Annotated in this window: 22 protein-coding genes and 1 tRNA gene; 11 read left to right on the forward strand and 12 right to left on the reverse strand. The window is 34.6% G+C overall.

Features of this window, described 5'->3' with window-relative positions:
• The 8 genes from ES677_RS11115 to ES677_RS11150 form a co-directional block, all read left to right on the forward strand.
• Positions 1-2,742: Ig-like domain-containing protein (locus ES677_RS11115; protein ID WP_148381277.1), on the forward strand; the 2,742-nt coding region annotated here is incomplete at its 5' end.
• 58 nt (positions 2,743-2,800) lie between these two features.
• Complete coding sequence (locus ES677_RS11120; protein WP_148381278.1) at positions 2,801-3,742, forward strand: PorP/SprF family type IX secretion system membrane protein; 942 nt, start codon at positions 2,801-2,803, stop codon at positions 3,740-3,742.
• Between the two features lie 18 nt (positions 3,743-3,760).
• A complete protein-coding gene (locus tag ES677_RS11125; protein ID WP_246124504.1) occupies positions 3,761-5,695 on the forward strand; it encodes an OmpA family protein in 1,935 nt (644 codons plus the stop codon).
• 148 nt (positions 5,696-5,843) lie between these two features.
• A complete protein-coding gene (idi, locus tag ES677_RS11130; protein WP_148370788.1) occupies positions 5,844-6,383 on the forward strand; it encodes an isopentenyl-diphosphate Delta-isomerase in 540 nt (179 codons plus the stop codon).
• Complete coding sequence (locus ES677_RS11135; protein ID WP_148370840.1) at positions 6,364-6,774, forward strand: 6-pyruvoyl trahydropterin synthase family protein; 411 nt, start codon at positions 6,364-6,366, stop codon at positions 6,772-6,774. The genes idi and ES677_RS11135 overlap by 20 nt, the downstream gene beginning before the upstream one ends.
• Positions 6,775-6,782: 8 nt before the next feature.
• Positions 6,783-7,757: a type I phosphomannose isomerase catalytic subunit gene (locus ES677_RS11140; protein ID WP_148370789.1), complete on the forward strand. Its 975-nt coding sequence runs from the start codon at positions 6,783-6,785 to the stop codon at positions 7,755-7,757.
• Between the two features lie 30 nt (positions 7,758-7,787).
• On the forward strand, positions 7,788-8,057 hold the full coding sequence (locus ES677_RS11145; protein WP_148370790.1) for a hypothetical protein: 270 nt from the start codon (positions 7,788-7,790) through the stop codon (positions 8,055-8,057).
• Between the two features lie 57 nt (positions 8,058-8,114).
• Positions 8,115-8,188 (forward strand) — tRNA-Thr (locus ES677_RS11150).
• A 688-nt stretch (positions 8,189-8,876) separates the two neighbouring features.
• On the opposite strand, the gene ES677_RS11155 is transcribed toward ES677_RS11150, so the two are convergent.
• From ES677_RS11155 to ES677_RS11175, 5 genes are all read right to left on the reverse strand, one after another.
• Entirely contained in the window at positions 8,877-9,572 is a 696-nt protein-coding gene (locus ES677_RS11155) for a DUF4369 domain-containing protein (protein WP_148381279.1), read from the reverse strand.
• 53 nt (positions 9,573-9,625) lie between these two features.
• A complete protein-coding gene (locus tag ES677_RS11160; RefSeq protein ID WP_148381280.1) occupies positions 9,626-10,891 on the reverse strand; it encodes a DUF819 family protein in 1,266 nt (421 codons plus the stop codon).
• A gap of 367 nt (positions 10,892-11,258) precedes the next feature.
• Positions 11,259-12,182 carry an alpha/beta hydrolase family protein gene (locus tag ES677_RS11165; RefSeq protein WP_148381281.1) on the reverse strand — a complete coding sequence of 308 codons (924 nt, stop codon included), beginning with the start codon at positions 12,180-12,182 and terminating at the stop codon, positions 11,259-11,261.
• 375 nt (positions 12,183-12,557) lie between these two features.
• Complete coding sequence (locus ES677_RS11170; protein ID WP_148381282.1) at positions 12,558-13,154, reverse strand: alpha-ketoglutarate-dependent dioxygenase AlkB family protein; 597 nt, start codon at positions 13,152-13,154, stop codon at positions 12,558-12,560.
• Between the two features lie 5 nt (positions 13,155-13,159).
• The gene (locus ES677_RS11175) at positions 13,160-13,519 is read right to left on the reverse strand and encodes a DoxX family protein (protein ID WP_148370795.1); all 360 of its coding nucleotides are present in this window, start codon (positions 13,517-13,519) and stop codon (positions 13,160-13,162) included.
• A 44-nt stretch (positions 13,520-13,563) separates the two neighbouring features.
• Between ES677_RS11175 and ES677_RS11180 the strand changes: the two genes are divergently transcribed.
• Complete coding sequence (locus ES677_RS11180) at positions 13,564-14,229, forward strand: M15 family metallopeptidase (RefSeq protein ID WP_148370796.1); 666 nt, start codon at positions 13,564-13,566, stop codon at positions 14,227-14,229.
• A gap of 432 nt (positions 14,230-14,661) precedes the next feature.
• Here ES677_RS11180 and ES677_RS11185 read toward each other — a convergent pair whose 3' ends face one another.
• The 4 genes from ES677_RS11185 to ES677_RS11200 form a co-directional block, all read right to left on the reverse strand.
• Complete coding sequence (locus tag ES677_RS11185; protein WP_148381283.1) at positions 14,662-15,291, reverse strand: class I SAM-dependent methyltransferase; 630 nt, start codon at positions 15,289-15,291, stop codon at positions 14,662-14,664.
• Positions 15,278-16,210 (reverse strand): glycosyltransferase family 2 protein, encoded by a 933-nt coding sequence (locus tag ES677_RS11190; RefSeq protein ID WP_170235062.1) that lies wholly within the window; start codon positions 16,208-16,210, stop codon positions 15,278-15,280. The genes ES677_RS11185 and ES677_RS11190 overlap by 14 nt, the downstream gene beginning before the upstream one ends.
• A gap of 42 nt (positions 16,211-16,252) precedes the next feature.
• The gene (locus tag ES677_RS11195) at positions 16,253-17,398 is read right to left on the reverse strand and encodes a hypothetical protein (protein WP_148381285.1); all 1,146 of its coding nucleotides are present in this window, start codon (positions 17,396-17,398) and stop codon (positions 16,253-16,255) included.
• Between the two features lie 92 nt (positions 17,399-17,490).
• The gene (locus tag ES677_RS11200) at positions 17,491-18,726 is read right to left on the reverse strand and encodes a M48 family metallopeptidase (protein WP_148381286.1); all 1,236 of its coding nucleotides are present in this window, start codon (positions 18,724-18,726) and stop codon (positions 17,491-17,493) included.
• 85 nt (positions 18,727-18,811) lie between these two features.
• Between ES677_RS11200 and ES677_RS11205 the strand changes: the two genes are divergently transcribed.
• Entirely contained in the window at positions 18,812-20,191 is a 1,380-nt protein-coding gene (locus ES677_RS11205) for a choice-of-anchor L domain-containing protein (RefSeq protein WP_148381287.1), read from the forward strand.
• Positions 20,192-20,199: 8 nt separating this feature from the next.
• Here the strand turns inward: ES677_RS11205 and ES677_RS11210 are convergent, their stop codons facing one another.
• A complete protein-coding gene (locus ES677_RS11210) occupies positions 20,200-21,000 on the reverse strand; it encodes a TrmH family RNA methyltransferase (RefSeq protein ID WP_211357876.1) in 801 nt (266 codons plus the stop codon).
• A gap of 421 nt (positions 21,001-21,421) precedes the next feature.
• Here ES677_RS11210 and ES677_RS11215 point away from each other — a divergent pair, with 421 nt between their 5' ends.
• Complete coding sequence (locus tag ES677_RS11215; protein WP_148370799.1) at positions 21,422-22,222, forward strand: DUF6503 family protein; 801 nt, start codon at positions 21,422-21,424, stop codon at positions 22,220-22,222.
• 103 nt (positions 22,223-22,325) lie between these two features.
• Here ES677_RS11215 and ES677_RS11220 read toward each other — a convergent pair whose 3' ends face one another.
• Together ES677_RS11220 and ES677_RS11225 are read right to left on the reverse strand one after the other, a co-directional pair.
• Positions 22,326-23,630: an amidohydrolase family protein gene (locus ES677_RS11220; RefSeq protein ID WP_148370800.1), complete on the reverse strand. Its 1,305-nt coding sequence runs from the start codon at positions 23,628-23,630 to the stop codon at positions 22,326-22,328.
• A gap of 35 nt (positions 23,631-23,665) precedes the next feature.
• On the reverse strand, positions 23,666-26,662 hold the full coding sequence (locus ES677_RS11225; protein WP_148381288.1) for an amidohydrolase family protein: 2,997 nt from the start codon (positions 26,660-26,662) through the stop codon (positions 23,666-23,668).
• Positions 26,663-26,680 lie beyond the last annotated feature (18 nt).

The raw sequence follows: 26,680 nt of genomic DNA on the forward strand, positions 1-26,680 counted from the left end.
CCAGTAAATGATGCACCAGTAGCAGTAGACGATAATTATACCGTTTCAGAAGAAAGTACAGTAATATTAACACCATTAGATTTAGATAGTGATATTGATGGTGATATTTTAAGCATTGTTTCTATAAATGGAACTTTATTAACACCAGGAACAGAGCAAGTTATCACGACTCCAAATGGAACAGTGAATATAGATGCAGCAGGTATTATTACGTTCACACCGAGTGATAATTACAATGGTACGGAGACCTTTGCATATGTCATTACTGATGGTACAGCTACAGCTACAGCCAACCAAACCATTACGGTAACGCCAGTTGCAGATATTGTAGCCGATACAAATACTACGCCAGAAGACACAGCAGTAACTGTAGATGTCTTAGATAATGATGGCTTCCAAGGAGTTTACGGAACGGACTATGAAGTAACAAATGCAACAGACCCAGCAAACGGAACTGTAGTTATAAATGCTGACGGCACAGTAACCTACACACCAGACCCTGACTTTAACGGAACGGATACGTTTAATTACACCGTAACGGTAACCAACCCTGATGGGAGTACAACCACAGAAACAGCAACAGTAACGGTAACGGTGAACCCAAGCGATGATGCAAATGACGACACAGTAACAACGGATGAGGATACAGCAGTTGCTATTGATGTCTTAGATAATGATACGTTCGATTCATCAAGTACAATAGAAGTAACAGATGCAACAGACCCAGCAAACGGAACTGTAGTTATTAATCCTGACGGAACAGTAACCTACACACCAGACCCTGACTTTAACGGAACGGATACGTTTAATTACACTGTAACGGTAACCAACCCTGATGGAAGTACAACCACAGAAACAGCGACGGTAACGGTAACGGTGAACCCAAGCGATGATGCAAATGATGACACAGCAACAACGGATGAGGATACAGCAGTTGCTATTGATGTCTTAGATAATGATACGTTCGATCCATCAAGTACAATAGAAGTAACAGATGCAACAGACCCAGCAAACGGAACTGTAGTGATCAACCCTGACGGCACAGTAACGTACACACCAGACCCTGACTTTAACGGAACGGATACGTTTAATTACACCGTAACGGTAACCAACCCTGATGGGAGTACAACCACAGAAACAGCGACGGTAACCGTTATGGTAACGCCAGTTGCGGATATTGTAGCCGATACAGATACCACGCCAGAAGACACGGCAGTGACAACGGATGTGTTAGCAAATGATACGTTTACAGGAGTCTATGGAACAGATTATACCGTTACCAATACAACGACTCCAGCGAATGGAGCTGTAGTAATCAACTCTGACGGAACAATTACATACACTCCAAATGCAGACTTTAATGGTACGGATAGTTACGAGTATACAGTTACAGTAAACAATCCCGATGGAACCACCACCACAGAAACAACTACGGTAACCATTACGGTAGCGCCAGAACCAGACACAGATGGCGACGGGGTACTTGATGGCACAGAAGTAGCAAACGGCACCGATCCAAACGATCCATGTGATTATAACATCGAAGATATTACCTTACCAATCACGGCAACGACGGATTGTGATAATGATGGCTTAATGGATGCTGAAGAAATCAACGGTCCCGATGGCGACCCAAATACACCAGACGGTACAGATCCAACAAATCCAGATACTGATGGTGATGGCGTTCTTGACGGCACAGAGGTAGCCAATGGCACCGATCCAAACGATGAATGTGATTTCAACTTTGAAGATATTACAGAACCTGTGAACTCAAATTACTTAGATGCAGACTGTGATAACGATGGGGTAACTAATGGAACAGAAATAGCGGACGGTACAGATCCTGTAGATCCTTGTGACTTAGTTATCGCAAATCAAGATGCGAATGCAGATTTAACATTTTGGAATAGTCTTGACTGTGATGGAGACGGTGTAATCAACGGTGATGAATTAAATCCTATTAATGGTGGTAACTCAACTAATGTATTTGATCCGTGTGATTTTTATCTTGAAGACGTTACGGTTGCACAATCTCAAGAATGGAGTAACGGCGATTGTGACCAAGATAATGTGCCTAACGGCGAAGAATTACCTAACGGTGATACAGATGGCGACGGCATACCTAACTATTTAGACTCGGACGATGATAATGATGGGGTAGATACGATCAATGAAGATTATACTAATGTAGATGTAACAGACGGTTCTGTAGATCCAAACGGTAATGGAAATCCTATAGATAATGATACAGACGGAGATGGTACACCAGATTATTTAGACCCAGATGATGATGGTGATGGTATCCCTACAATCTTAGAAGGAGCAGATCCTAATGGTGACGGTATTGGATTTGGTGGTGACGCAGTTGATAGTAATGGAAACGGATTACCTGATTATTTAGAAGTTAATAATGGAAATCCGACTGAAGAAGACGGTATCGAAGTATTTAATGTTATAACACCTAATGGAGATGGTGACAATGATGTGCTTGTTATTAGAAATTTAGAGTTATACCCAAACAATACGCTTGAAATATATAACAGATGGGGAGTTATTGTATATGAAACAAGTAGTTATGGTCAAAATGGAAATTATTTTACAGGAGAATCTAACGGAAGAGTAACTATTTCGAAAGAGAATCAACTACCAATTGGAACGTACTTCTACATCCTTAAATATACAAACGATGCCACGGGCGATAACAAGTCTAAAGCGGGATATCTATACATTCAACGATAATAAAAAACTAAAAAGGAGGTGATTTAATAGTGTCTCTTATAATTATAATTTTAGAATAATGAAAAACAGATTATTAATTTTTGTACTTCTTACAAGCCTTAGTTTTTTAACCGAAGCCAATGCACAGCAAGATGCTCAGTTTACACAATATATGTATAATACTATGAGTGTAAATCCAGCCTATGCAGGACAGAGAGAAACGTTAAGTGCTTTACTTTTACACAGATCGCAATGGGTTGGTCTAGATGGAGCTCCAAGCACTCAAACTTTTAATGTTCATTCACCTTTAGATTACGACGGCCGTTTAGGGTTGGGAGCCTCAATTGTAAATGATAAAATAGGACCAACTCAAGAAACGTATTTCGATATTGATTTTTCCTATACCGTTAATACATCATACGATGGTCGCTTATCTTTCGGAATAAAAGCGGGTGGCCATTTTTTAGATGTCGATTATACAAAACTTAATCAATACAACCCTAGTGATGTGCTGTTAAGATCTAATATCGAAAATAAATTTTCTCCTAATGTTGGTGTTGGTTTATATTATCGTGGAGGCGACAAATGGTATTTAGGGCTATCTGCTCCTAATTTATTAGAAACTGAACATTTTGGAAATAACGATGAACAAATTTATTCCACAGCAGCAGAGAGTATTCATTATTATTTAATTAGTGGCTATGTCTTTGATGTGAATCCGGATTTAAAATTAAAACCAGCCATTTTATTTAAAGGTGTAAAAGGTGCGCCATTACAAGCAGACTTATCTGTAAATGCACTATTAAGAGATAAGTTGTCTTTAGGTGTTGCTTACAGGTGGAGCGCCGCTTTTAGTTGTTTATTGGGATATCAATTAACTGAAGATTTAATGTTAGGTATTGCTTACGATAAAGAAGTAACAGATTTAGGTAAAACGAAATACGAAAAAGGATCGTTTGAATTCTTTTTAAGATTTGAATTATTTAAAAACTCTAGAATATTATCGCCAAGATTCTTCTAACAACAGAATTAAAATATTATGATGAAAAATAAAATACAACTACTTATACTAACGGTATTGCTTAGTTTCAACTCTGTAATAGCGCAAGAACAAGATGTCATTAATTCTAAAGTCGATAGAGATTACAATAATCTATCCTATAAAAAGGTCATTCAAAATCTAACTAAATATGTAGAAGACGGAGTAGAAAGTCCGCAAGTATTAGCAAAATTAGGTAATGCATACTATTTTAACGCAGATATGATTGAGGCATCAAAATGGTATGATTTATTACTTAAAACCGATGCTGATAGTGATACAGAGTACTATTATAGATACGCTATGAGCTTAAAGGCTATTGGTAAATACGAAATGGGAAATAAGTATATGAAAAAGTTTGCGGTGTTAAACCCTACTGATTCACGCGCCATTATGTTTTCAAATTCTCCAGATTATTTAACAACAATCGATAAATTATCAGGAAATTTTAGTGTCGAAAATCTGTCAACAAACACAAAGTATTCAGATTTTGGAACATCGTATTATAATAATGGGATTGTATTCGCTTCCTCTAGAGGCGAAGGGAAATTATACAAGTGGAATGAACAACCGTTCTTAGATTTATTTTATAAAGCCGATTCTTCATCTGTTGCAGCACCTTTTTCAAATAAAATAAATACGAAATATCACGAATCATCAACGTCTTTTACAAAAGATGGAAAGACGATATATTTCACGAGAAATAATTATTTCAAAGGAAAAACTAGTAAAAGTGATGATAAGGTTAACGGACTTAAAATTTTTAAAGCTACTTTTAAAGATGGTGAATGGGGAGATATTGTAAGTCTTCCTTTTAATAATGATAATTACAATGTCGCACATCCAGCGTTGAGTCTAGATGAGAACACACTATATTTTGCGTCCGATATGGCCGGGTCCTTGGGGAAATCAGATTTATATATGGTAGATGTTAATACCGATGGTACGTATGGAGAGCCGATAAATTTAGGCGATAGAATTAATACAGAAGGCCGTGAAAACTTTCCCTTTGTGAGTAATAATGGTACATTATATTTTTCATCAGATGGTCATTTAGGTTTAGGGGGGTTAGATCTATTTTATACCAATATTGAAAGTGAAAACCCGCAGGTTTTAAACTTAGGAAAAACCATTAATAGCTCTCGTGACGACTTTGAATTTATTATAGATGAGTTTAAAAACACAGGATATCTAACTTCAAATCGATTAAAAGGAAAAGGAGATGACGATATTTATAAATTCAGAAGAAATGAGTGTAACCAATTAATTTCAGGAATTCTTGTAGATAATAGAATTAATAAAGAAATTTCTGGGGCCAAAATTGTGGTCTATAATTTAGAAACAGATAAAGAGGTTTATAGATTTATAACAGATAAAAACGGAACGTTTAATTACAACTCTAATTGTAGAGAAGATAAGTACAAAGCGGTAGCAAGCAAAGAAGGTTACGCGTCGACGTCGTTAGTTTATATGATAGAACCAAATAATAGTAATGATATAACTTTAGCATTAAATCTAACTCCGAATTTTCCTTTAGTAAAAGAAGACGTTGCTCCAGTGGGAACCGATTTAACCCAATTATTAGATTTAGACCCCATTTATTTCGATTTCGATAAATCTAATATTCGTCCCGATGCCGAAAAAGAACTGCAGAAAGTCATTAGATATTTAAAAGCATTCCCAAATGTAAAATTAGACGTGCGATCGCACACCGATTCTCGAGGAAATAGAACCTATAATATGGCGCTATCTGATAGGAGAAACGAGGCGACAAAACAATGGATTATTAAAAATGGAGATATTTCTAATAAGCGAATTTCAGGAAAAGGTTACGGTGAAAACCAATTGGTCAATGCCTGCACGAGCACAGTTGAATGTGGAGAGGAAGAACATCAAAAAAACCGGAGAAGTATGTTTGTTATTTCGGGGAATTAATAACTGTTTTACCTATTTATATAACAAAAGAGCATCTTCGTAGTGGAGGTGCTTTTTTGTTATAAAGCGCAAAGCTTAAAAATTAATTAAAAAGGGCATTTAATAAAGGCTATTTTGTAAATTTGAAAAAAACCATTTAAAAATTGATATGCTAGAAGAAAAGGTGATTTTAGTTAATGAAAAAGACGAACAAATTGGTTTAATGCCAAAAATGGAAGCCCATGAAAAAGCACTACTACATCGCGCCTTTTCTGTTTTCGTTTTTAATGATAAGAACGAATTAATGATTCAACAACGGGCGCTATCAAAATACCATACACCAGGATTATGGACCAATACGTGTTGCAGTCACCAACGGGAAGGAGAAAGTAATTTAGAAGCAGGAAAACGGCGTTTGCAGGAAGAAATGGGGTTTGTAACAGAGCTCGAAGAACGAACGTCTTTTATTTACAAAGCACCGTTTGAAAATGGATTAACAGAGCACGAATACGATCATATTATGATAGGGCGTTTTAATGGCGAACCACTAATAAATCCAGAGGAAGTAGAGGCTTATAAATGGATGCTTTTAGAAGATGTTAAAATGGATATGAAAAATAATCCTGAGGTGTATACGGCTTGGTTTAAAATTATTTTTGATAAATTTTACGAATTTATAAATATTAATGATGAGAGTAACAGTAAGTAGAAAAGCGCACTTTAATGCGGCGCATAGATTATATAGAAAAGACTGGACAGACGAAAAAAATGACGCTGTTTTTGGTTTGTGTAATAATCCTAATTTCCACGGTCATAACTACGATTTAATAGCTAGCGTTACAGGAGATATTGATACGGAAACCGGCTATGTTATAGACATTAAAACGTTGAAAGATATCATTAAGGCGGAAGTTGAAGACGCTTTCGATCATAAAAATCTTAATTTAGATGTCCCAGAATTTAAAGAATTAATACCTACGGCAGAAAATATTGTGGTCGTAATTTACAATAAAATAAAAAACAAACTTAAAGAAGGCTTAGACTTAGAAGTCACACTTTACGAGACGCCCCGTAACTTTGTTAGTTACGCTGGTCAATAATCCTTATTATGGAGCAGACCCTTTATCCGCTTAAATTCACTCCTATTTTAAAAGAAAAAATTTGGGGTGGTACAAAATTAAAAACACTTCTTAATAGAGAAAGTGATCTTCCGAATATTGGAGAAAGCTGGGAGATTAGTGGTGTAAAAGACGATACTTCTATTGTAAGTAACGGGGCGTTCAAGGGGACATCTTTAAACAGTCTTCAAGATTTGTTAAAAGAAGATTTAGTAGGAGCTAAGAACTATAAAGATTTTGGAGAGAAATTTCCGCTATTAATTAAGTTTATAGATGCCAAAACGGATTTATCCATTCAGCTTCATCCCAATGATGCTTTAGCTACCAAGCGCCATAATTCTTTCGGTAAAACAGAAATGTGGTATGTTTTACAAGCAAATAAAGGATCTAATCTAATCGTTGGCTTTAATCAACAGGTAGATAAAGCGGTGTATCAAAAACATGTAGAGGAAAAAACACTCACACAAATTCTTAATACTGAAAACGTAGAAGAAGGAGATGCCTACTTTATTGGAGTGGGACGTATTCACGCTATTGGAGCGGGAGTTATGGTCGCAGAAATACAACAAACTAGCGATATCACGTATCGTATTTACGATTGGGACAGAGTAGACGACCAAGGAAACAAAAGAGAATTACATACCCAGTGGGCCTTAGGAGCCATCGATTTTAGTATGAAAAATGATTTTAAATTATCGTATTCCAAAACAAAAAATGAGACACACAAGATTGTAAGTTGTAGCTATTTTACAACTAATTACATTCATTTGGAAGCTGAAACGATAAATAAAATAAATACGTTCGATTCATTTATAGTGTATATGTGTGTAGATGGTGAAGCCACCATTACTTATAACCAGGAAACAACCCAAATAATAAAAGGAGAAACCGTTTTATTACCAGCAGCACTTTTAGAATATGAAATTACCTCGAAAAAAGGTAAACTATTAGAAGTTTATGTGTAATTTTGCACTCAAATTAAATTAAAGAATATTATGGCAAACAAGAGAGACCTTAAAAAAGATATAAACTACGTATTAGGAGATATTATCGAAGCAGTTTATGTATGGCAATATACTAATACAGAAAAAGACCCAAAAGCTAGTGAAGCAGTTATTGATGAGGCAATCATAACTTTCGATGAATTAATTGAAAAAGTTAATGATAGAAAAGTTGAGGACAAAAAAGCTCATTTTAAGGCGATTAACACAGAACTTGAAGAAAAGGGTCGTGCGTTAATAGAAAAGATTAATAATTTAGGGTAAATTTCTACCTAAAAAGTTTGCAGGTATGAAATTCAATACTATATTTGCACTCGCTTTGCCGATGTAGCTCAGCTGGCTAGAGCAGCTGATTTGTAATCAGCAGGTCGTGGGTTCGAGTCCCTCCATCGGCTCAAAGTTAAACCACTCTTTTTTAGAGTGGTTTTTTTGGTTTTATACCTACCGTTAAAAGCCGTGTTAAATACCATTCTTTACCAATCCTCGTGTTAAACAAAGATCAAATGGATCAAATTTCAAGAAATCTGTTGTATCACTTCGTAATTGCTATTTCCAATACTACTAGTTTACACTTTATACATGATCATTCTTAAAAGAGGTGTGTAGAGATGTCCGAGATTTTCAAACATCCGGAATAGAGAATTCAATCTAATTCTTAATGCACGTAAAGCCTGCGAATGCACTCATTATAAAATCAAGCCTACGCTTGGGGCATTAGCAACTCTTTTCTATTTAGAACTTTATAAGTAACCTCTGGACTGCGCTCGAGGGGACAATTTTAATACTTTTTAAATCTACTTTTTAGGTACAGTTTTACGCTTTAGGTTAATGTAGCCTGCAGCCAATAGAGTTGCCGAAAGACAATATAAAGTGATGGCCTTTTATATGCGCTATGGCATAGTTAAAATTTGAAATAGATATAGACTATCCAAACAATTTTCGGTTGCGTTAGGACGGTTAATTGTAAGATGATTTATGGTCGCCTATTTTAAAATATTATAGAACAACACTAAATGCAATCCATAAAAAAAGCTTCACTATAATTAGTGAAGCTTTTTATGTTTTGGAAAGCGTTTAAAGCTATTATTCTTCCGTTTTAATTCTATCTATAAACTGTTGTAAGTTTTTACCATACAACGATGTTTTTACTGCTTTGTTTAATGCGTTATTAATGGTGTCTAGCAATTTAATATTAGCATCGTACAACTCAGTCAGCGCTAAATAAGGCGCTACTTCGCTGTTTTTATGGTTTAAGGCAAAGTTAGTGGTGTATAAATACTTTCGTCGCTTAAGGCTGTTAAAAGCCATCTCTTTTTCTGTAGCTAAAATCGTGTCGTTTACTCTTAGAGCATCAAAATTCTCTTTAATTAATTCTAAACTTTTATTATTAAACTTAGACATCATCACTAAATAATCATTTAAAATATCTTGTTGCTTAGAGCCTTTTATTTCCGCGTCGTAAGCAAAGTTTTTTAAGGTCGTTTGTATTTCAGAAACGCCTTTGTCTGCGAAAAATGAAATTCGGTCTTCCTTTGCATCGTTCTTATCTAGATATAAAAAGTGAATTTGTGGTTCATCAATATTGCTTTTTAATTCAAAAGGAGTTTCTCCGTTCACGGTTACAGAATCTAAGGTCACTAGCGTAGAATCGGTAGCTTTCTTTAAATATATTGTTCCTTTTTTCAAGCCTTTAATCTGGCCTTTTACAACAAGTGAATCGTTAGAGTTTCCGCAGTTAAATAGTAAACTTAAACTTAACAGTGCTATTAGTTTTCGCATTATAGTATAGTGTTTTTTATAGAGCGCAAATATGCTAAAAAATTAATTAATAATTATTGTGTAGCGACGATTCTCATTAATTCGGTACACAATAGTGCGCCATAGGTTCCCACAACGTAACCAAAAACGGCTAAAAGAGCACCAACAGATGCTAGCGAAGGGTGGAAAGCAGCTGCTACAACTGGAGCCGATGCTGCGCCACCAACATTGGCTTGACTACCAACAGCCAAGAAAAAGTAAGGTGCTTTTATTAATTTAGCGACTAAAATTAAAAGGCCGGCGTGTATGGCCATCCAAACGATACCAATAAAGATTAATCCCGGGTTTTCAAATATTTTTCCTAAGTCCATTTTCATTCCAATAGTAGCGACTAGCACATAGATAAAAACACTCCCGATTTTACTGGCACCAGCACCTTCGTATTTTTTTACTTTTGTAAAGGACAGTATTACACCAATAATGGTGGCAATAGAAATTAACCAAAAGAAACCACTTCCAAATGAGGACAAAGCACTTTTAGGATCACTTACCGATTCGAAATTATTATTTAAGTACCCAGAAATTAAATCGGACCCTAAATGCGCAATACCTACGGCTACAAAAGCAATAGATAAAATAACCATAAGATCGGTTAGGGTAGGATTTCGCGTTATCTTGTCAGATAAATTCTGAACTTTTTCCTGTAAAGTATCAATAGCCGAGTTGTCAGCTTTTAACCATTTATCAATTTTTTTACGTTTACCAATTCCTAATAATAAAATGGCCATCCAGATATTTGCGACGACGATATCTACCAATACCATTCCCCCATATAATTCTTGATTGTACTCATAAATTTCTAACATTGCGGCTTGGTTTGCACCACCACCTATCCAGCTTCCTGCTAAGGTTGACAATCCACGCCAAACGGCATCGAAACCAGCACCTCCTACTGTTTCTGGGGAAAATGTAGAAATTAATAAAATGGCTAAGGGGCCGCCAATGATAATACCAAAAGTTCCTGTTAAGAACATTATTAAGGCTTTAGGGCCTAAATTAAAGATTGCCTTTAAATCGATACTTATGGTAAATAAAACTAAAGAGGCAGGTAACAAATAACGACTAGCAATAAAGTAGGTCTGCGACGTATCGGCCGATATAATTCCTAAAGAATTGAAAACGGCAGGTAATAAGTAACACATTAAAAGTGCTGGAACGAACTTGTAAAAGGAGGTCCAGAATTTATTCTTTAAGTTTTCGGTATAAAAAACAACACCTAGACATAGCATTAAAATTCCAAAGACTATAGCATCGTTGCTAATTGGTAACGTGTTTTCCATGTTTTAGTTTTAATTTCTCGCAAAATAGCGAATTTCTTCCTTAAAAAAAAGACTCCTTTCTGCTTTAAAAAGCGATAAAAACTAAACGTAACGATTTGTAGTATGTGTACCTGAAAGGCTGTCAAAATTAGTTCTATAACAGACACAATGTAATAAGTACTATTAAAGCTGTCGCCTTTTGTTAAATGTTTCTAAAAAAACAAGCGATAAAAGCACGTTGCTCGCTTTTGGCACGAAGATTGAAATATTGTTTTATGTAATTGCGTATGTCGACTATTTAAGAGTGTGGTTACTTTAAAATACGAGTCGTAATTATCATATTTTTGGTTGGTTAGTATGAAAAAGCATCCTTTTTAGGGTGCTTTTTCTATTTTATAAAACTAATAATAGCTTCAAAAATCTCTGGCGATAAAGCACGTGCAGATTCGTTATACGATTTAGAATTTTCTAAAGTACCCCCTTCAATAGTGACTAAAACGTGATTCATATTCTCAATAATGTGTAGTTTAGATTGTGGTGCAGCTAGGTGTAAAAGTTCTGCTTCCGCTTCTGTAACTTGTAAATCTTTAGTTCCGTTTATAATTAGAATAGGAATGTTTAATTTTTGTATCTCGGTTTGTGGATTATAGCTCATCCAATTCGAAATAAAAGGCTGTACACCTTTATTAAAAAGGGCTTCTAAGGCCTTCGGGTACTCATCGGTAGTTTTGCCTTCTCTTAATACTACAAAAGTCTTCTCGGCCTCTTCGGTAAACATTGGTGCCGTTTTGGTGATTTGTTCTAGGATAACGCCATCTATACTTTGCCCAGCGCCAGCTAGCGATATAAAACCATCGGCTTTGTCTTTGGCGGCGACTAAACCCACTAAGCTGCCTTGACTATGGCCTGCAACATAAATGTGGTTAAAACGCGCTTCGTTTTTAAAGTAATCTAAAACTGAAATAGCATCAGTTATAAAATCTTTAAAAAGTATATTCTTGTCGATCTTGCCTTTTTTTATTTGGGTTACAACGCGTTTGTCGTAACGAAATGTGGCAATATTTCTATTCGATAAACCAACGGCTAATTTTTTTAAAGCATTATTTTTTAGAAAATTCTGATTCCCATCTCTGTCCGTAGGGCCAGATCCGGCGATAATAATAACCAAATTTGGTTTTTCTATAGCATTGGGCACTAACAAAGTCCCTTCAATAAACTCATTTATAATAATTTCTTCGGAAAGGTTCGTGTTATCTTGTGCCATTACAACATTACTAATAAGTAAGAATAGAAGGATGAATTGAATTTTCATAGCTGAAAAATTAAAGTTTGAAATAGTATAATTTTGTTTTTAAATCGATGCGTTAATACACAAATTTAAGTATAATTAGGTTAGAAATAACGGTGTAAACTTTAATTAGAAACTATTATATAACGATTAAAAGCGCTTTTAATCGGTTAATGTTAAAATAAAGTGTATTTCATCGAAATTTAAGGGGTTTAATCGTTAATCTTAAGGATTAGTTATATTTTCGAAGTGTACTAATAATACAAAGGTTAGTTCAATGGATTAATTAATTGATGTTTACAATTTTAAATACTATTTAGGCCCTAAATCTAATCAGAATAAAAATTGTAAATAAAGAAAAACTGAGGTTGAGGGATCTCAGTTTTTTTCAATTTTAGGCTATTCAAGCACTCTGAAAGTCAAGTTTATTCTCGGGTTTATCTTTCGTTTTGTTTTCGCTATTTGATGTAACCAGTGGTGTTGTGTTTCACCTTGCATTAACAACAAACTGCCATTTTCTAACAGTAATTTATGTCGTAACTCTTTATGAGTTCTATGTTTTAAATGAAAAAACCGGGGCTGGCCAAAAGTTACCGATGCAATTACCGGATTTCTACCCAATTGTTTTTCATTATCGGCATGCCAGCCGTTACTATCTTCTCCGTCGCGATATAAATTAGCCAAACACGTAGTAAATTTAATATTGCAAACCCTTTCTATTTTTGATTTAATCTCTTTTAAAGTTGGTGTAAATGTCGAAGGGTGCATCGTAATATTGGAGTATTTTAACGAATTATTGTTCAATGCGAATAGAGCCGTTAGGCGCGGTTGTTTATGTGTTTTACCAAAAACAGTGATGTCATCGTGCTGCCAATGGGTCGTATTTAATATGGAATGGTAATATTGTTGTGCTTCAGTTGCACTAAAAAAGTTAGGAAAATAACTAATTTCGGCATCTGGTAAATTAAGCCGTATTTCTTCTGAAGGAAACAACATCTGTTTTAAAATTGAAGGTACCAATACGCCCAATACATTAATCCGAATTGAAGCGGAAGACGTAAAATTAAAATCCATTTTGGAATTCCTGCCGACGCTTTTTCGCCTGAAAGCATATAAAAATGAACTAATAAAAATAGGGCCAGCATCGCCATAATGCCGTAAATAGAAAGCTTTTTAAGCGCAGGAATGCACAAGCCAACGCCTAGAAGTATTTCGGCAATACCACTTAAACGCACCATTAATTTTGGTTTTGGTATATAGCGTGGCATAATACGTAAATACGCTTTAGGTTTTATAAAATGCATAATTCCAGCAAAAATATATACTGCCGCCATAAGGTAAAGATGCCAAGGAAAAGTCATAAGTTTTTATTTAATTCTCTAAATTAGCCTTTAAAATAGTAATCATGAAAATTAGTGTCACTTTTTTTTTAGTCTTATTTATAACTACTTCATTTGCACAACTGCCAGACGGTTTTGTGTATGTTAAAAACAGTATTCCAGATATTAAAGTAGAACTTAGGTATTGCTACGATAATAATTTTGTAGGCGAAAACGTGGACGGTTATATAGAAAATGTAGCTATTCTAACTAAAGAAGCTGCTATGGCTTTACAGAAAGTACAAGTAGAACTTAGAAAACAAGATTTAAGTTTAAAAATCTACGATTCTTATAGACCACAACGTGCGGTAAACCATTTTGTACGTTGGGCAAAAGCGGTAAATGACACTATAATGAAATCGCAATTTTATCCTAATGTAAACAAGCGCCATTTATTTAGTGCGGGTTATATTGCTTCAAAATCTAGACACAGTAGCGGTAGTACTTTGGACATTACAATTGTAGACAACAAAACTGGCGAAGAGTTAGATATGGGATCGCCTTTCGATTTCTTTGGTAAGGAATCTTGGGTTGCCAATACGGAACTTGCTAAAAAACAATTGGAAAATCGTGGCCTTTTACAAAAACTAATGCTTGCCAATGGATTTAGAAATTACCCTAAAGAATGGTGGCATTTTACCTTACGAAATGAGCCCTACCGTAATCAGTACTTTGATTTTCCGGTGGAATAGTTTAGAGTTGTAGAGTTGAGTTAAAATCACTTAATTTTTAAAAACAAATAATTTAGACACAATGAGTCTAAAAGGCATTAAAATCACGATTGAAAAAATAGAAGATACTAAATAGTGAATATTCAATTTTAGGCCTAAATTAAACAATAGGTTTGCGATAAGGTAAAAACATAATACAGAAAAATAAAATCGTAATAATTTAGAAATGTTGTGTTTTGTTTTGAATAAAAACTTAAGTTGAACCAGATATAGGTATACATAGGTAAAACCGTAAACTATTAAAAAGGAGATCGTTTCGCTCCAATTTAAAATGTCAACAAGTAAAAATAAACCAAGAAAAACTACGCTGTAACTAAATAAACTAATTAAAATATATCTAATAAAAAGTTTCTTGTTTTCAAGGTTTAATATCTTTTTAATTTTCAGCATTTTCTATTCCGTTTTTCTAGCTAAAACAATAGTCCAAGGAAGAGGCGATTCGACAGCAATAACTTTCCCGTATCTTCTTTCTACTAATTTAATTAAAGACCTTTTTGACCAATGATTTAAATGGCCAGGGGTATCGCCAAGATATTTTAGATATTTAAATCTACAGATATTTAAAAACCGCCAAAGCGGTTCTCGCGGAACTCCTAAGATTAAAAATTTTTTTGATATTCTTTTTATTTCTTCAAGTGCCAATTCGGGGTAGTCTAAATGTTCTAAAACTTCCAATAGAAAAACCAAGTCTACGCTATTTTTTTCGTTTTTTAGTTCATATACGCTTTCTTGAAATATAGAGGTATCAGAATTGTTTTTTTGTGCTATAATTAATAGTTTTTCTACATACTCCGACGCTGACAATTTTGAGACCATTCTATTTAATCTCATCGTTGATCTTCCTTCTCCACAGCCTATTTCATGTGAAGATTCTATGTCGTTAATTTTAGAAATAAGCTTTCGAACAGATTTGAAATAATTATCTACTAAATATTTAGAAAGAAGGTTAGGGTCTTCATATTTGCCAGAAAAATTTTCAGTTTCTGGAGAAGCTTTTAAACTAGAGTGATCAATCTTTTTCAAAATAATCTTTTTTTATAAGGTATAATATTTTTTCTTGGTTGTTTCTTATCCGATTAAGCATATCGGCAACAAAAGCAAGAGTAATTAAAAGTAATGACATTCCAGAAAGTGAAAGGGCAATAATTCCCAAACTTTTATAAGGCGTAATTATACCGGTACTAATCCAATGAATTAATACAAAACCTCCCATAAAAAAAGCTAAGCCTAACACGAATAATGCTATGAATAAAAAAAACTGCAATGGTTTATAGTCTTTTAAACACTTAAATATAATTAACGAGGTATTTATAGCATATTTAAATAGATTATTAGCAATTCTTGAAATGCGCTCCTCAAAATATTTTACACTTACTGGAACTTGTATAACCCTATACCCTTTGTCTATTAAATCTAAAATAGTTTCGTGTGTATAAGTAAAACCACCTTGTAAATTTAGACTAAGTAAACAGTCACGAGAATAGGCCCTAAAGCCACACGAAGCATCTTGTATTTTTGTGTTTCCAACGAAGCTTACTATTCTACTTATTTGACGATTTCCCCAATACTTTATTTTAGGCATTTTCTCGGGTTTAGAATCGTTAAATCTATTACCAATACAAAAATCTCCTTCCTTTCTTATAATGGGTAAAATCATCTCTTCTATTTGATTGATATCAAATTGGCCATCAGAATCAATACTTACTAAAATATCAGCATTCACTTTTAAAGAATAGTTTACTGCGGTCTGAAAAGCGTTTCCAACACCTTTATTACAATTGTGATTAATTACGGTGGCTTCTGCCTTTAAAGATTCTTGCTCCGTATTGTCTGTACTACCATCATTAATTACTAATAGTTCTATATGCGAAAATCCTTGTATGGTTTTCGGTACTGACTTTAAAACCTCGTAAATCGTTAGCCCCTCATTAAGAGCGGGCATATATATAATTATTTTTTTTGATATCATATATTCAAAATAGAATTATAGATGTTTATTTATAATCAATAAATCAAGTCTTAGTTCATTAACAATATATATGAAACATACAATTTGAGAAGTATAAATAAATACTTTGTTTTTTATTCCCATTTGTTTTGCTGAATAATAAAAGCCTAAGAAGAAGCCTGGTAGTAAAATTAACCAATACCTACTAAAACCTGTTCCTGCAAATATAAGACCTAACATAGTTAGTGATAGGGCTGAAATTAATATTTTAACTCCGATTGAATTATTCTTCCTGAAGTATCCAAAAGATATAGTCAAAAGCAAAATTATACTTAGCAAATAATGTCGGAACCCTGTGATTGGTATGAAAAGAGAAATAAAAGCGGGTATTCCATTTATTCGGCTAACTTCGTGATGTTTAATAATTCCTAATCCAGATTTAATATTATAAAGTAGTTGGTTATCTGTCTTAAATCGATTGAAATAACTTATTTCTGACAAGTTATTTTGTTCAATACTGTATACGTATTTAGCCCAAAACAATATAGGTGTCATTAATATTGCAGTGTACATTAAAAGCTTGTACGTATGTTGCAGGCTATTTGATTTGTAAAATTTATAAAAATTAAAAACTACAATTAAACCCAAAACAAGATATAAATACCTTGTCATAGATAGCATTAGAAACAAAAATAACATTTTGACTAAGTTGTTAATCTTATATTCACTGACCGAGTAATAAATAACACCCCAAAAGCAAAAAAACAGTATAGCTTCTGGGTACAAACTTCCAAAATTACTTATTGCTATAGGGTTTACAGCAGTTAGCGCAATTATAGCTACTATAATACGATGATTAAGTTGTTGTTTTGCTAAGAATAAATACAAGTATCTAAATCCAAAAATTGTCAATATTATATGAAAAATTTTGGCTAATGCAAACCCTAGCATTGGATATGCATTAATTTTAAAAAAGGCAATTATAAGGGGGATAATAGGGGTGACAGTGGAAGGATTATTAATTAGATAGTATTTGCCCTTTAATATATTGTCTGCAAGTTTCAAATAAGTTAATTCATCTCCAAATGGAGGCGTAATCAAAGAACGTAATGACGAAATTAGAGAGAGTAGGATTATTGCGGTAAATACCTTTTCTTCCTTAATAAAATTAATTATTTTCAATGCTTAGGTTTTTTTAATTGTTGAAATATAAATATATTAAATGAATTAGTTTTGACTAAGCTCAACTATATAGTTTCATTTTATGGAGGTGTCTACCTTTTCCTCAAATTATTGATGCGTTCCAATAACGTTGGGTGCGTGTAATGCATAAACACATACGCAGGATGCGGTGTTAAATTACTTAAGCTGTTTTTAGATAATTTTTTAAGTCCGCTTATTAAAGGTTCGGCTTTATAAGTGTTTTTCGCAAAATTGTCTGCTTGATATTCAAACACTCTAGAAAACCAATTCATTATTAAACTGGTGAGTTCCGAAATCGGACTGTATAAAATACCAAAAGCGATTAATCCAATATGAAAACTCGGCGTAGCGACTCCTAAAGCGTCAGACAATAACGGATTTGAAATTAGCAAAGACATAATATATAAGGTAATACCTGTAAGCACTATGGAGGCAAATAGATTAAAAATGATATGTTTTTTCTTATAATGCCCGACTTCGTGTGCTAAAACAGCTACGATTTCTTCAGGGTCTAAATCGTTAATTAGTGTATCGTAAAGCGTCACTTGCTTCTGACTTCCAAATCCTGAAAAATAAGCATTGGCTTTAGTGCTTCGTTTAGAGCCGTCGATAACAAATATTTTATCAAGATTGAAACCTACTGTTTTGGCGTAATTAGAAATCTGTGTGCGTAAATCACCGTCTACTAATGGTGATTGCTTATTGAATATTGGCACAATTAAACGCGAATAAAACAAATTAGTAAATAGCGTAAAGACCGTGATTAATAGCCAGGCATAAATCCAAAACAACTGTTCTGTTGTTTGATAAAACCACGTAAGAAGTGCTAAAATACCGCCACCCACAATAATGAGCATGAACCAACCTTTTAGCTTATCGACTATAAAGGTAAGCTTAGTTGTTTTGTTAAACCCAAAACATTCTTCAATTACAAAGGTTTTATAATAAGAGAAAGGTGTGGTTAAAATATCGCTACCCAACATAATAATTCCAAAGAAAATAAGGGTGATTATTATGGGGTTATCGGTCCATTGTTTAGCTAAAGAATCTACATACGCAAAGCCATCTAAAAAGAAAAAGGCTAGGGTAAGTACTAGCGAAAATGAAGAGGTTAGTAAGCCGAAGCTATAATTGGTTTTCTTATAACGTTGCGATTTATTGTATTCGTCGTCGTCATAAACATCGCTTAATACCGCTGGAATGGCATCATTATAATGTTTGGCGTTTAAAGCGTCCAGCACTTTATCGATTATAAAACTGATAATTAATAAAGAAATAATGATATAAAATAGAAAAGTCGCAGTCATTTAAGAATCTTATTGTGATTAATTTATTATTTGCAAAGATAATGAAAGTACATTTTGTTACCTTTAAAATCTTAACTAAACAGCTATGAAAAAAAAGATACTTTTTATTTTCTTAATTATTTGTAATTACTCCTTTTCTCAATTAACCATAGATGATATAAATACGACGCAACAGCTTATACAAGATGAGTTGGTTGGTAATCCAAACTTTCCAATGTCTAACTTAGTTGTTAGTACAGGTGTAGATTTTGGTGAGGTAAATGGGGTCGCAACGTTTACGGCTAATGGAGCGGACATAGCTTTTGCTCAAGGTATAGTTTTAAGTACAGGGAATGTCTTGTCTATTCCTGGAGGAAATACAAGTGTATTAAGCGAAGGAACAAGTAATTGGCTCGGAGATTCAGATTTGGAAATGATAACTGGGGTTTCAACATCTTTTAACGCGTCGGTTATTCAGTTTGATTTTTTAGCACAGGTTGAATCTATTAGTTTCGATTTTTTAATGGTGTCTGAAGAGTATGGTGTGTTTGAATGCTCGTATGCTGATACATTTGCAGTTATTCTAACTAATCTAAACACTGGGGTTTCAGTGAATCTAGCTTTAGTACCTAATACAACAACCCCAATTTCGATACTCAATGTCCGTGGTGGCGCCAACACCAGTTGTTCACCTGAAAACGAAGCTTATTTTCATCGTTATAATTACGAGGTGACTAATGTTCCTGCTAATCCAGATTATATTCTTCCAGCAGACTCTCCTATAAATTTTAATGGTCAAACGGAAGTGTTCGAACTCACGGGTGATTTAGTTATTGGCGATAATTATAGTTTTAAAATAGTTGTAGCAGATGCATCAGACTCTAGTTATGATAGTGCATTATTTGTGAAGAAGAATTCATTTGGAGCTATTCCTATTATGGAGCAAGAACCAGGGGATGTGGTTGTTGAAGATACCGATAATAACGGTTCTTCTGTTTTTAATTTACGGGATAACGAAACGCTAATGCTGGGAAGTGTTGATACTTCAATTTATACTTTTAATTTTAACTATTATCTTACACTACTTGACGCTGAAACTGGTGTTAATGCAATTTCTAATCCTGAAGCATACACAAACACAGAAGATCCTGAAACAATATATGTTAGTATGGAAAATGCTTTTACAGGAAGACGGATAACCAATAGTTTTCGTATATCTACAGATTCTGCTTTGTTGAGTACGAAAAATTTCGAGTTGGAAGGTCTAGAAATATACCCAAATCCAGTAATCGATAAATTATTCATTACTAATACTAAAGTAATAATTAAAGTAGAAATTTACAATATGCATGGTCAGTTAATAGTGTCACAATTCTCTAATGACGACGCTGATTTAATTGTTGATTTCGAAAATTTGGCTAACGGATTGTATTTATTAAAATTAGAATCGGATAAAGGAACGATCTATAAACGAATTTTAAAATAACGTATTCTTTATTTAAAATCGCGTTGCCTCTTAGCTTCAAAAATTAGAATCCCTGCAGCTACAGAAACATTCATAGAATCTATTTCGCCTTGCATAGGGATAATAATATTCTGTTTAGAAGCCACACGCCAGGCTTCACTTAAACCAGTAGCTTCGGTGCCTACAACTATAGCTGTCGGAGTAGTGAAATTTTGAGTATGGTAAGCTACGGCATCTTGTAAAATAGCAGCGTAAATAGCTATATTTTCCGATTTTAAAAAAGCTATTATTTCGCTTGTTGTACCCGTAGCAATTTGGTTTGTAAATACACAGCCCACGCTAGAGCGAATAATATTAGGGTTGTATACATCGGTTTTTGGGTTGGCAATAATCACAGCATCGGCGTTGGCAGCATCGGCGGTACGTAAAATAGCACCAATATTACCAGGCTTTTCAGGTGCCTCAGCAACAAGAATGAGTGGGTTTTTGTTATTAAATATTAATTTATCAATCGTATTTTCTTTACCTTTTGCAATGGCAATAATACCTTCAGTAGTTTCTCGATATGCTATTTTTTGATACACGTCTTTCGATATTTCAATGTACTGTGACGCCTTTAAGTCTGATTTCTCAAGTTGTTCTTTCGGAAAAATGTCAGCATAATAAAAAATAGTTTCAATCGTATATTTGCCTTTTACAGCCAATTCAATTTCTCGAAGACCTTCAATAATAAATACACCCGATTTTTTACGTTCGCGAGATTTGTCTTTTAAGAGCACAACCTGTTTTATTAATGCGTTTTGTACGCTGCTGATGTGTTTAATATCCATTGCATTATAATTATAAACGCAAATTTATGTTTTCTGTTTGAAATGGCTTAGTAATAACAATAATAATAACGCGCGCTCCTATTCTTGTCTGTTTTTCTAGTGTAAAGAAGTGTTAAACGACGTGCTAAAAGTAACTTCAAAAAAGGATGCGTCTTTAAAATATAGTAATGGACTATATGAAAGAGTGTATTCGTATTAACCTTTCAAATTAAAAAATTTTAAGGATGTAGTGGGGAAGTTTTTCTAACAAAGCCGATCTTTTTTTTAGAATAGTTAGAATCAAGTTTTAGTTCTTGGTTCTAAAAATAAAACGGTCTCCTGTCTTTATATTAAACCCTAATGATATAAAAATATAGATAATTTTGTAATGTTAAGTTCGTGCTTTCGACAACCTACATTAATAATTAAGAAAGATTAAAGTATGAAAAACTATTTGGGTATTGTATTATTAATGATGACTTTTATGGGTTGTAAACAAAAAGAAACGGCTCCTGAAAAGGTTCAGCCTACACCGGAAGTTGAAATAAAAGAAGATAAATCATTTCCTGAAGATATAGCGAAAGTATTTGAAGCGCATGGCGGATTGGATCATTGGAAAACAATGCAGTCTGTTGAGTTTACTATGAGAAAACCAGGCGGAGATGAAGTGACGCGTACCAATTTAAACTCTAGAGAATCGTTAATAGAAGCAGAAAATTATGTTATTGGTTTCGATGGTGAAGCGGTTTGGTTTTTAAATAGAACAGAAGAAGAATACAAAGGCTATGCACCTAAATTTTACTACAATTTAATGTTCTATTTTTATGCTATGCCTTTTGTTTTGGCCGACGATGGTATTGTTTTTAGCGCTGCTAAAGCTATAGAATTTGAAGGTGTAACCTATCCAGGTATCAAAATTGCTTACGAAAATGGAGTAGGGGAGTCTCCCGACGATGAATACGTTTTATACTACCACCCAGAAACATTTAAAATGGAATGGTTAGGGTATACGGTAACCTATTTCTCTAAAGAAAAAACCAAAGAGTTTCATTTGAAAAAATATAATAAATGGGAGGAAGTTGAAGGTGTGTTGCTACCAACAGAAATGGTTAACTACGAGTTTTTTAACAATCAACCTATAAACCCTGTAAGAACGACAGCGATTTTTAACGCAAAATTATCTAAGGAAGCTCTTGATGTTACTAGGTTCTCTAAACCAGAAAATGCAACTTTCGTTGAATAAATTTCGAAAACACACATATTAAAAAGGCGGCCAATTGGCCGCCTTTTTTTTAATTACTGCATAGATTAATCTATTTATTTACTTGTGTTATAACACTAAATATCTAGTTATTGTCCTTGTATTTATTACTGTAACGTTCGTACAATTCGGTTTGGTGAGATTTTAAAATAACATCTCGACCTTGAATGTACGCTTTATCTATTTTGTTGGTTCTCATATCTAGAGCGTCGCCTTCACTTATAAAAAAAGTTGCGTCTTTACCAACTTCTAAAGACCCCACTGTATCGTCAATGCCTAATATTTTAGCCGTGTTTAACGTAATTAAGCTTAGCGCTTTTTCTTTATCTAAACCGTATGCAGCGCAAGTTCCCGCTAGAAAAGGCAAATTTCTTGTGTTCATTCGTTCCATACCTCCAGAGTTTTCTAAGCCCACTAATACACCATCTTTAACCAAGCGATTTGCTAAAGTAAATGGTAAATCGTAATCGTCGTCGTCGTTATTCGGTCGACTATGAACGCGTTGTAAAAGCACCGGGATATTATGTTTCACTAAAAGGTTAGACACTAAATGCGCCTCGTTACCTCCAACAATAACAAGTTTTTTAATGTTGTTGGCAGTTTTAAAATTAATAGCATCTGTAATTCCTTTTTCATTATCTACGTGTACATACAACGTTTTTTTGCCAGTGACCACGCCGTTTAACGCTTCAAAAGGTAAATGTCTTGAGGTGTTTTTTCCAATTTGGTAGACTGCATTTTCGTTGAAGTAAGTAGTAAGTTCATCCACTTGATTATTGTATTCTTTATTTTCTTTTAAAGTGGCTGGCTCACCTAACCACCAACGGCCGCGAGAAAACGGATTTGGCCAGTTTAAATGGATACCATCATCTTCTTTAATTACGGCATCTTCCCAGTTCCAGGCGTCAAATTGTACGACCGATGAAGTTCCTGAAATTCGTCCGCCTCTAGGTGTTATCTGCCCCATTAACACACCGTTAATTCGCATAGATTCTACCACTTTCGATTCTGTGTTATACGCGATTATACTACGAATATGCGGATTCATTTTACCCACTTCGTCCTGGTCTTCAGTCGCTCTTACGGCATCAATTTCTACCAATCCTAAAGTGGAATTTGGGGCAATAAATCCTGGGTAAATGTGTTTCCCTTTAGCGTTAATAATCGTGCCTTGTCTCGCCGTTTCAGTTAGCGCGCTGCCTACAAAAGTTAGTTTTCCTTCGGTAAATATAATTAAGGCATTGTCTATAACTTCACCATTTCCTATATGTGCGGTGCCGCCTTCAATAGAAATGGCCTGTGTCTGCTTTGGTGCGGGGGTTTGTTGAGCGAGTAGTATTGTTGAAAAAAATAGTGCTACACCGAGTAATTTATATTTTAATAATGTCATAACGTGTCTGTTTTAAAAGTATTGAGAATTTGATGTTAGAAATTAGAATCGCAGTGAAAATGTGCTTTCTCTTTCTTCGCGATCGGTTTTGTTTTTAAGCCTTTGTTTTTCGCTTGAAGCATTAAAGTGGTCAATTCATTTTTTTCTTTAGAAATCGTAGCACGCAATTGTTTGTCACGATTAATATCGAAATAGGTTACCCCTTCAATAATTGTTTTTTCCGCTTTCGCATAGATCGATAACGGGTGGTCGCTCCATAAAACCATATCGGCATCTTTTCCTACTTTTATACTCCCCACGCGATCACTAATATGTAGTAATTTTGCAGGGTTTAGGGTTACAAATTTCCAAGCATCTTCTTCGCTAACATCGCCATATTTCACCGCTTTTGCAGCTTCTTGATTTAAACGACGCGACATTTCGCCATCGTCACTATTAATAGCAACGGTAACGCCATTATTATGCATAATTGCGGCGTTGTAAGGTATCGCGTCGTTGACCTCGTATTTGTACGCCCACCAATCGCTAAATGTTGAGCCTCCAACACCGTGTTCTACCATTTTATCGGCTAATTTATAACCCTCTAAAATATGTGTAAATGTGTTAATGTTAAAATTGAATTGCTCAGCCACTTTCATTAACATATTTATCTCACTTTGCACATACGAGTGGCACGTTATAAAACGCTCTTTATTAATAATTTCGACAAGTGTTTCCATTTCAATATCCTTTCGGAATGGTTTTCCACTAGCTTTTAGAACTTCATATTCTTTAGCACGTTGAAAATAATCGATATACACTTGTTCTACACCCATTCTAGTTTGTGGGAAACGCGTTTTTGCAGCATCGCCCCAGTTACTCTGTTTTACGTTTTCACCTAAAGCAAATTTGATGGATTTTGGTGCGTGTGGGTTGATTAAGTTTTTAGCCGATTCTCCCCATTTTAGTTTAATAATCGCCGAGCGGCCACCAATAGGATTTGCCGAGCCGTGTAATACTTGAATAGACGTAACACCACCGGCCAAATTGCGGTAAATATTTATATCATCAGGGTTTAAAACATCTTCAATACTCACTTCGGCAGTGGAGTTGTGACCCGATTCGTTAACCGATGAGGTGGCAATATGCGAATGTTCGTCTATAATTCCAGCTGTTAAATGTTTTCCAGTACCATCAATAGTTTGAGCATTTCTGTCACTTAAATTAGTGCCAATTTTAGCTATTTTTCCATTTTTAATTAAAACATCGGTGTGTTTTAAAATGCCTTCCTTTTCGTTGGTCCACACCGTTACATTCTTAAAAAGAAGTGTTTCTTGTTTTGGTAACGTTTCAAAACCGTACGCTAAGTTTGGATAAGTTACCGGGTGAAAGGGGTTTAATTTTGATGGTGTTTCATCATCATCATCATCATCATCATTTTCATCCTCTATTTTTGAATCTTCTTTTGTGTCTGAGATTTGTTTTTCCGCATTAAATGCAAGGGTTTTTCCGTTAGGGAAATAGGCTTTTCCGGATAATATCTTACTATCGGTTAAATTTGAAACCACGCGAATAAATTCCTGTTTCGTGGTATCTATAGTCGAGAACGTGAGTTGTAACCAATCGTTATTTACATTTAATTTTGTGCCTAAAGTCGTACTATCGGTTTTTACTTTAGCTTTTAATTTTTCTAAAGTGCCCGATATTTTAAGCGTGTATTTTTCGTTTTCTAAGTTAAACGCATATTCACCACGAACGTCTTTAGGTGTCGTTTCTAATTCGTTTTTAACACCAGTTACCCAGTTTTCGTAAATCGTGGTTTTCTTATCGAAAATATCGCCCGAAGTCACTAAAAAATTAGCATAAGCTCCGGTTTTAAGAGATCCTAAAGTATTACTTTTTCCAATAATTCCAGCAGGAATTGTAGTTAAAGCTGCCAGTGCTTTGTCTTTTGGTAATCCGGCCTCAATAGCTTTAATTAGGTTCGGTAAAAAAGACGCTTCTTTTTTTAGCTTGTAAGTCGATAAAGCAAATTCAATATTATTCTCCGCTAAAATTCTAGGGTTATGCGGTTGTTGATTCCATTGTCTTAAATCACTCAGCTCTACAGAGCGCGCTAAAAATGGATCTTCCATATCGTAAGCGTCTGTGAAATCTATAGGTATTATAAACTGTGCTTGTGTGGCTTTAATATCTTTTATAGCTTCGTATTCGTCGCCACCACCAACAATGACATATTGCGTGTTGTATTCGTCACCCACATTATCTAAGCGTAGGGCATTAAGTTTGCTGCCGGCTTCAATAATTTGCACCTTATTTTTATTTGCTAATAAGGCTTCGAGAGCGCGATCTTTTTCTGTACTTAAACCTTTTGCATACCAATCGGCATCTAAATGTACCTGACGTAATAAGGCTAAAGCGCCCATTAAAGAGGTTGGATACGCTTGTTTTGAGGTTTTGCTTTTTGAAGTTCCAGAATACTGTACCGATTGTGCTTCGAGAATTCTATTTGAAGCATTGCCTTCGTTGTTAAGCGCTAATAAAATACCAGTACCACGAATAATACCATCGTCGATATGTGAGTTTACCACTCCAAAACCAGCTTTCTGCAACGCTTTTGCTTTTTTAAGGTCGTAATCTAAATAATCTATGGCGTTTTGATCGGGTCTAATATGATCGTTCCAATAATAGCCCTCGCGACTTGCATCGTATTGTGGCGTTCTAGAGTTGCTAGAATTTTTTTCGGGTTGCTTCACTCCGAAAGTGGAGTAAATATCTATAAACGACGGATAGATTGTTTTACCAGTAGCATCGATAACCAAACTGTTTTTAGGAATATTTACCGAAGTGCCTACAGAAACGATTTTTCCATCTTTAAATACCAGAGTACCGTTTTCGATAACTTCTGTTGGAGACAGATGAATAGTCGCATTTTGTAATGCAGTGTAATGTGAAGTAGCGGTTTTTACACCGTCGTTTTTAGGGATGTATTCTTGAGCAAAACTAGTGTAGCCACAAAATAGTACAGCGAGAAACAAAACGTGTTTAATCATAAGTTAGTGAGATAAAGT

This window comes from Bizionia gelidisalsuginis (genome assembly GCF_008086185.1).
Classification (GTDB): Bacteria; Bacteroidota; Bacteroidia; order Flavobacteriales; family Flavobacteriaceae; genus Bizionia; species Bizionia saleffrena.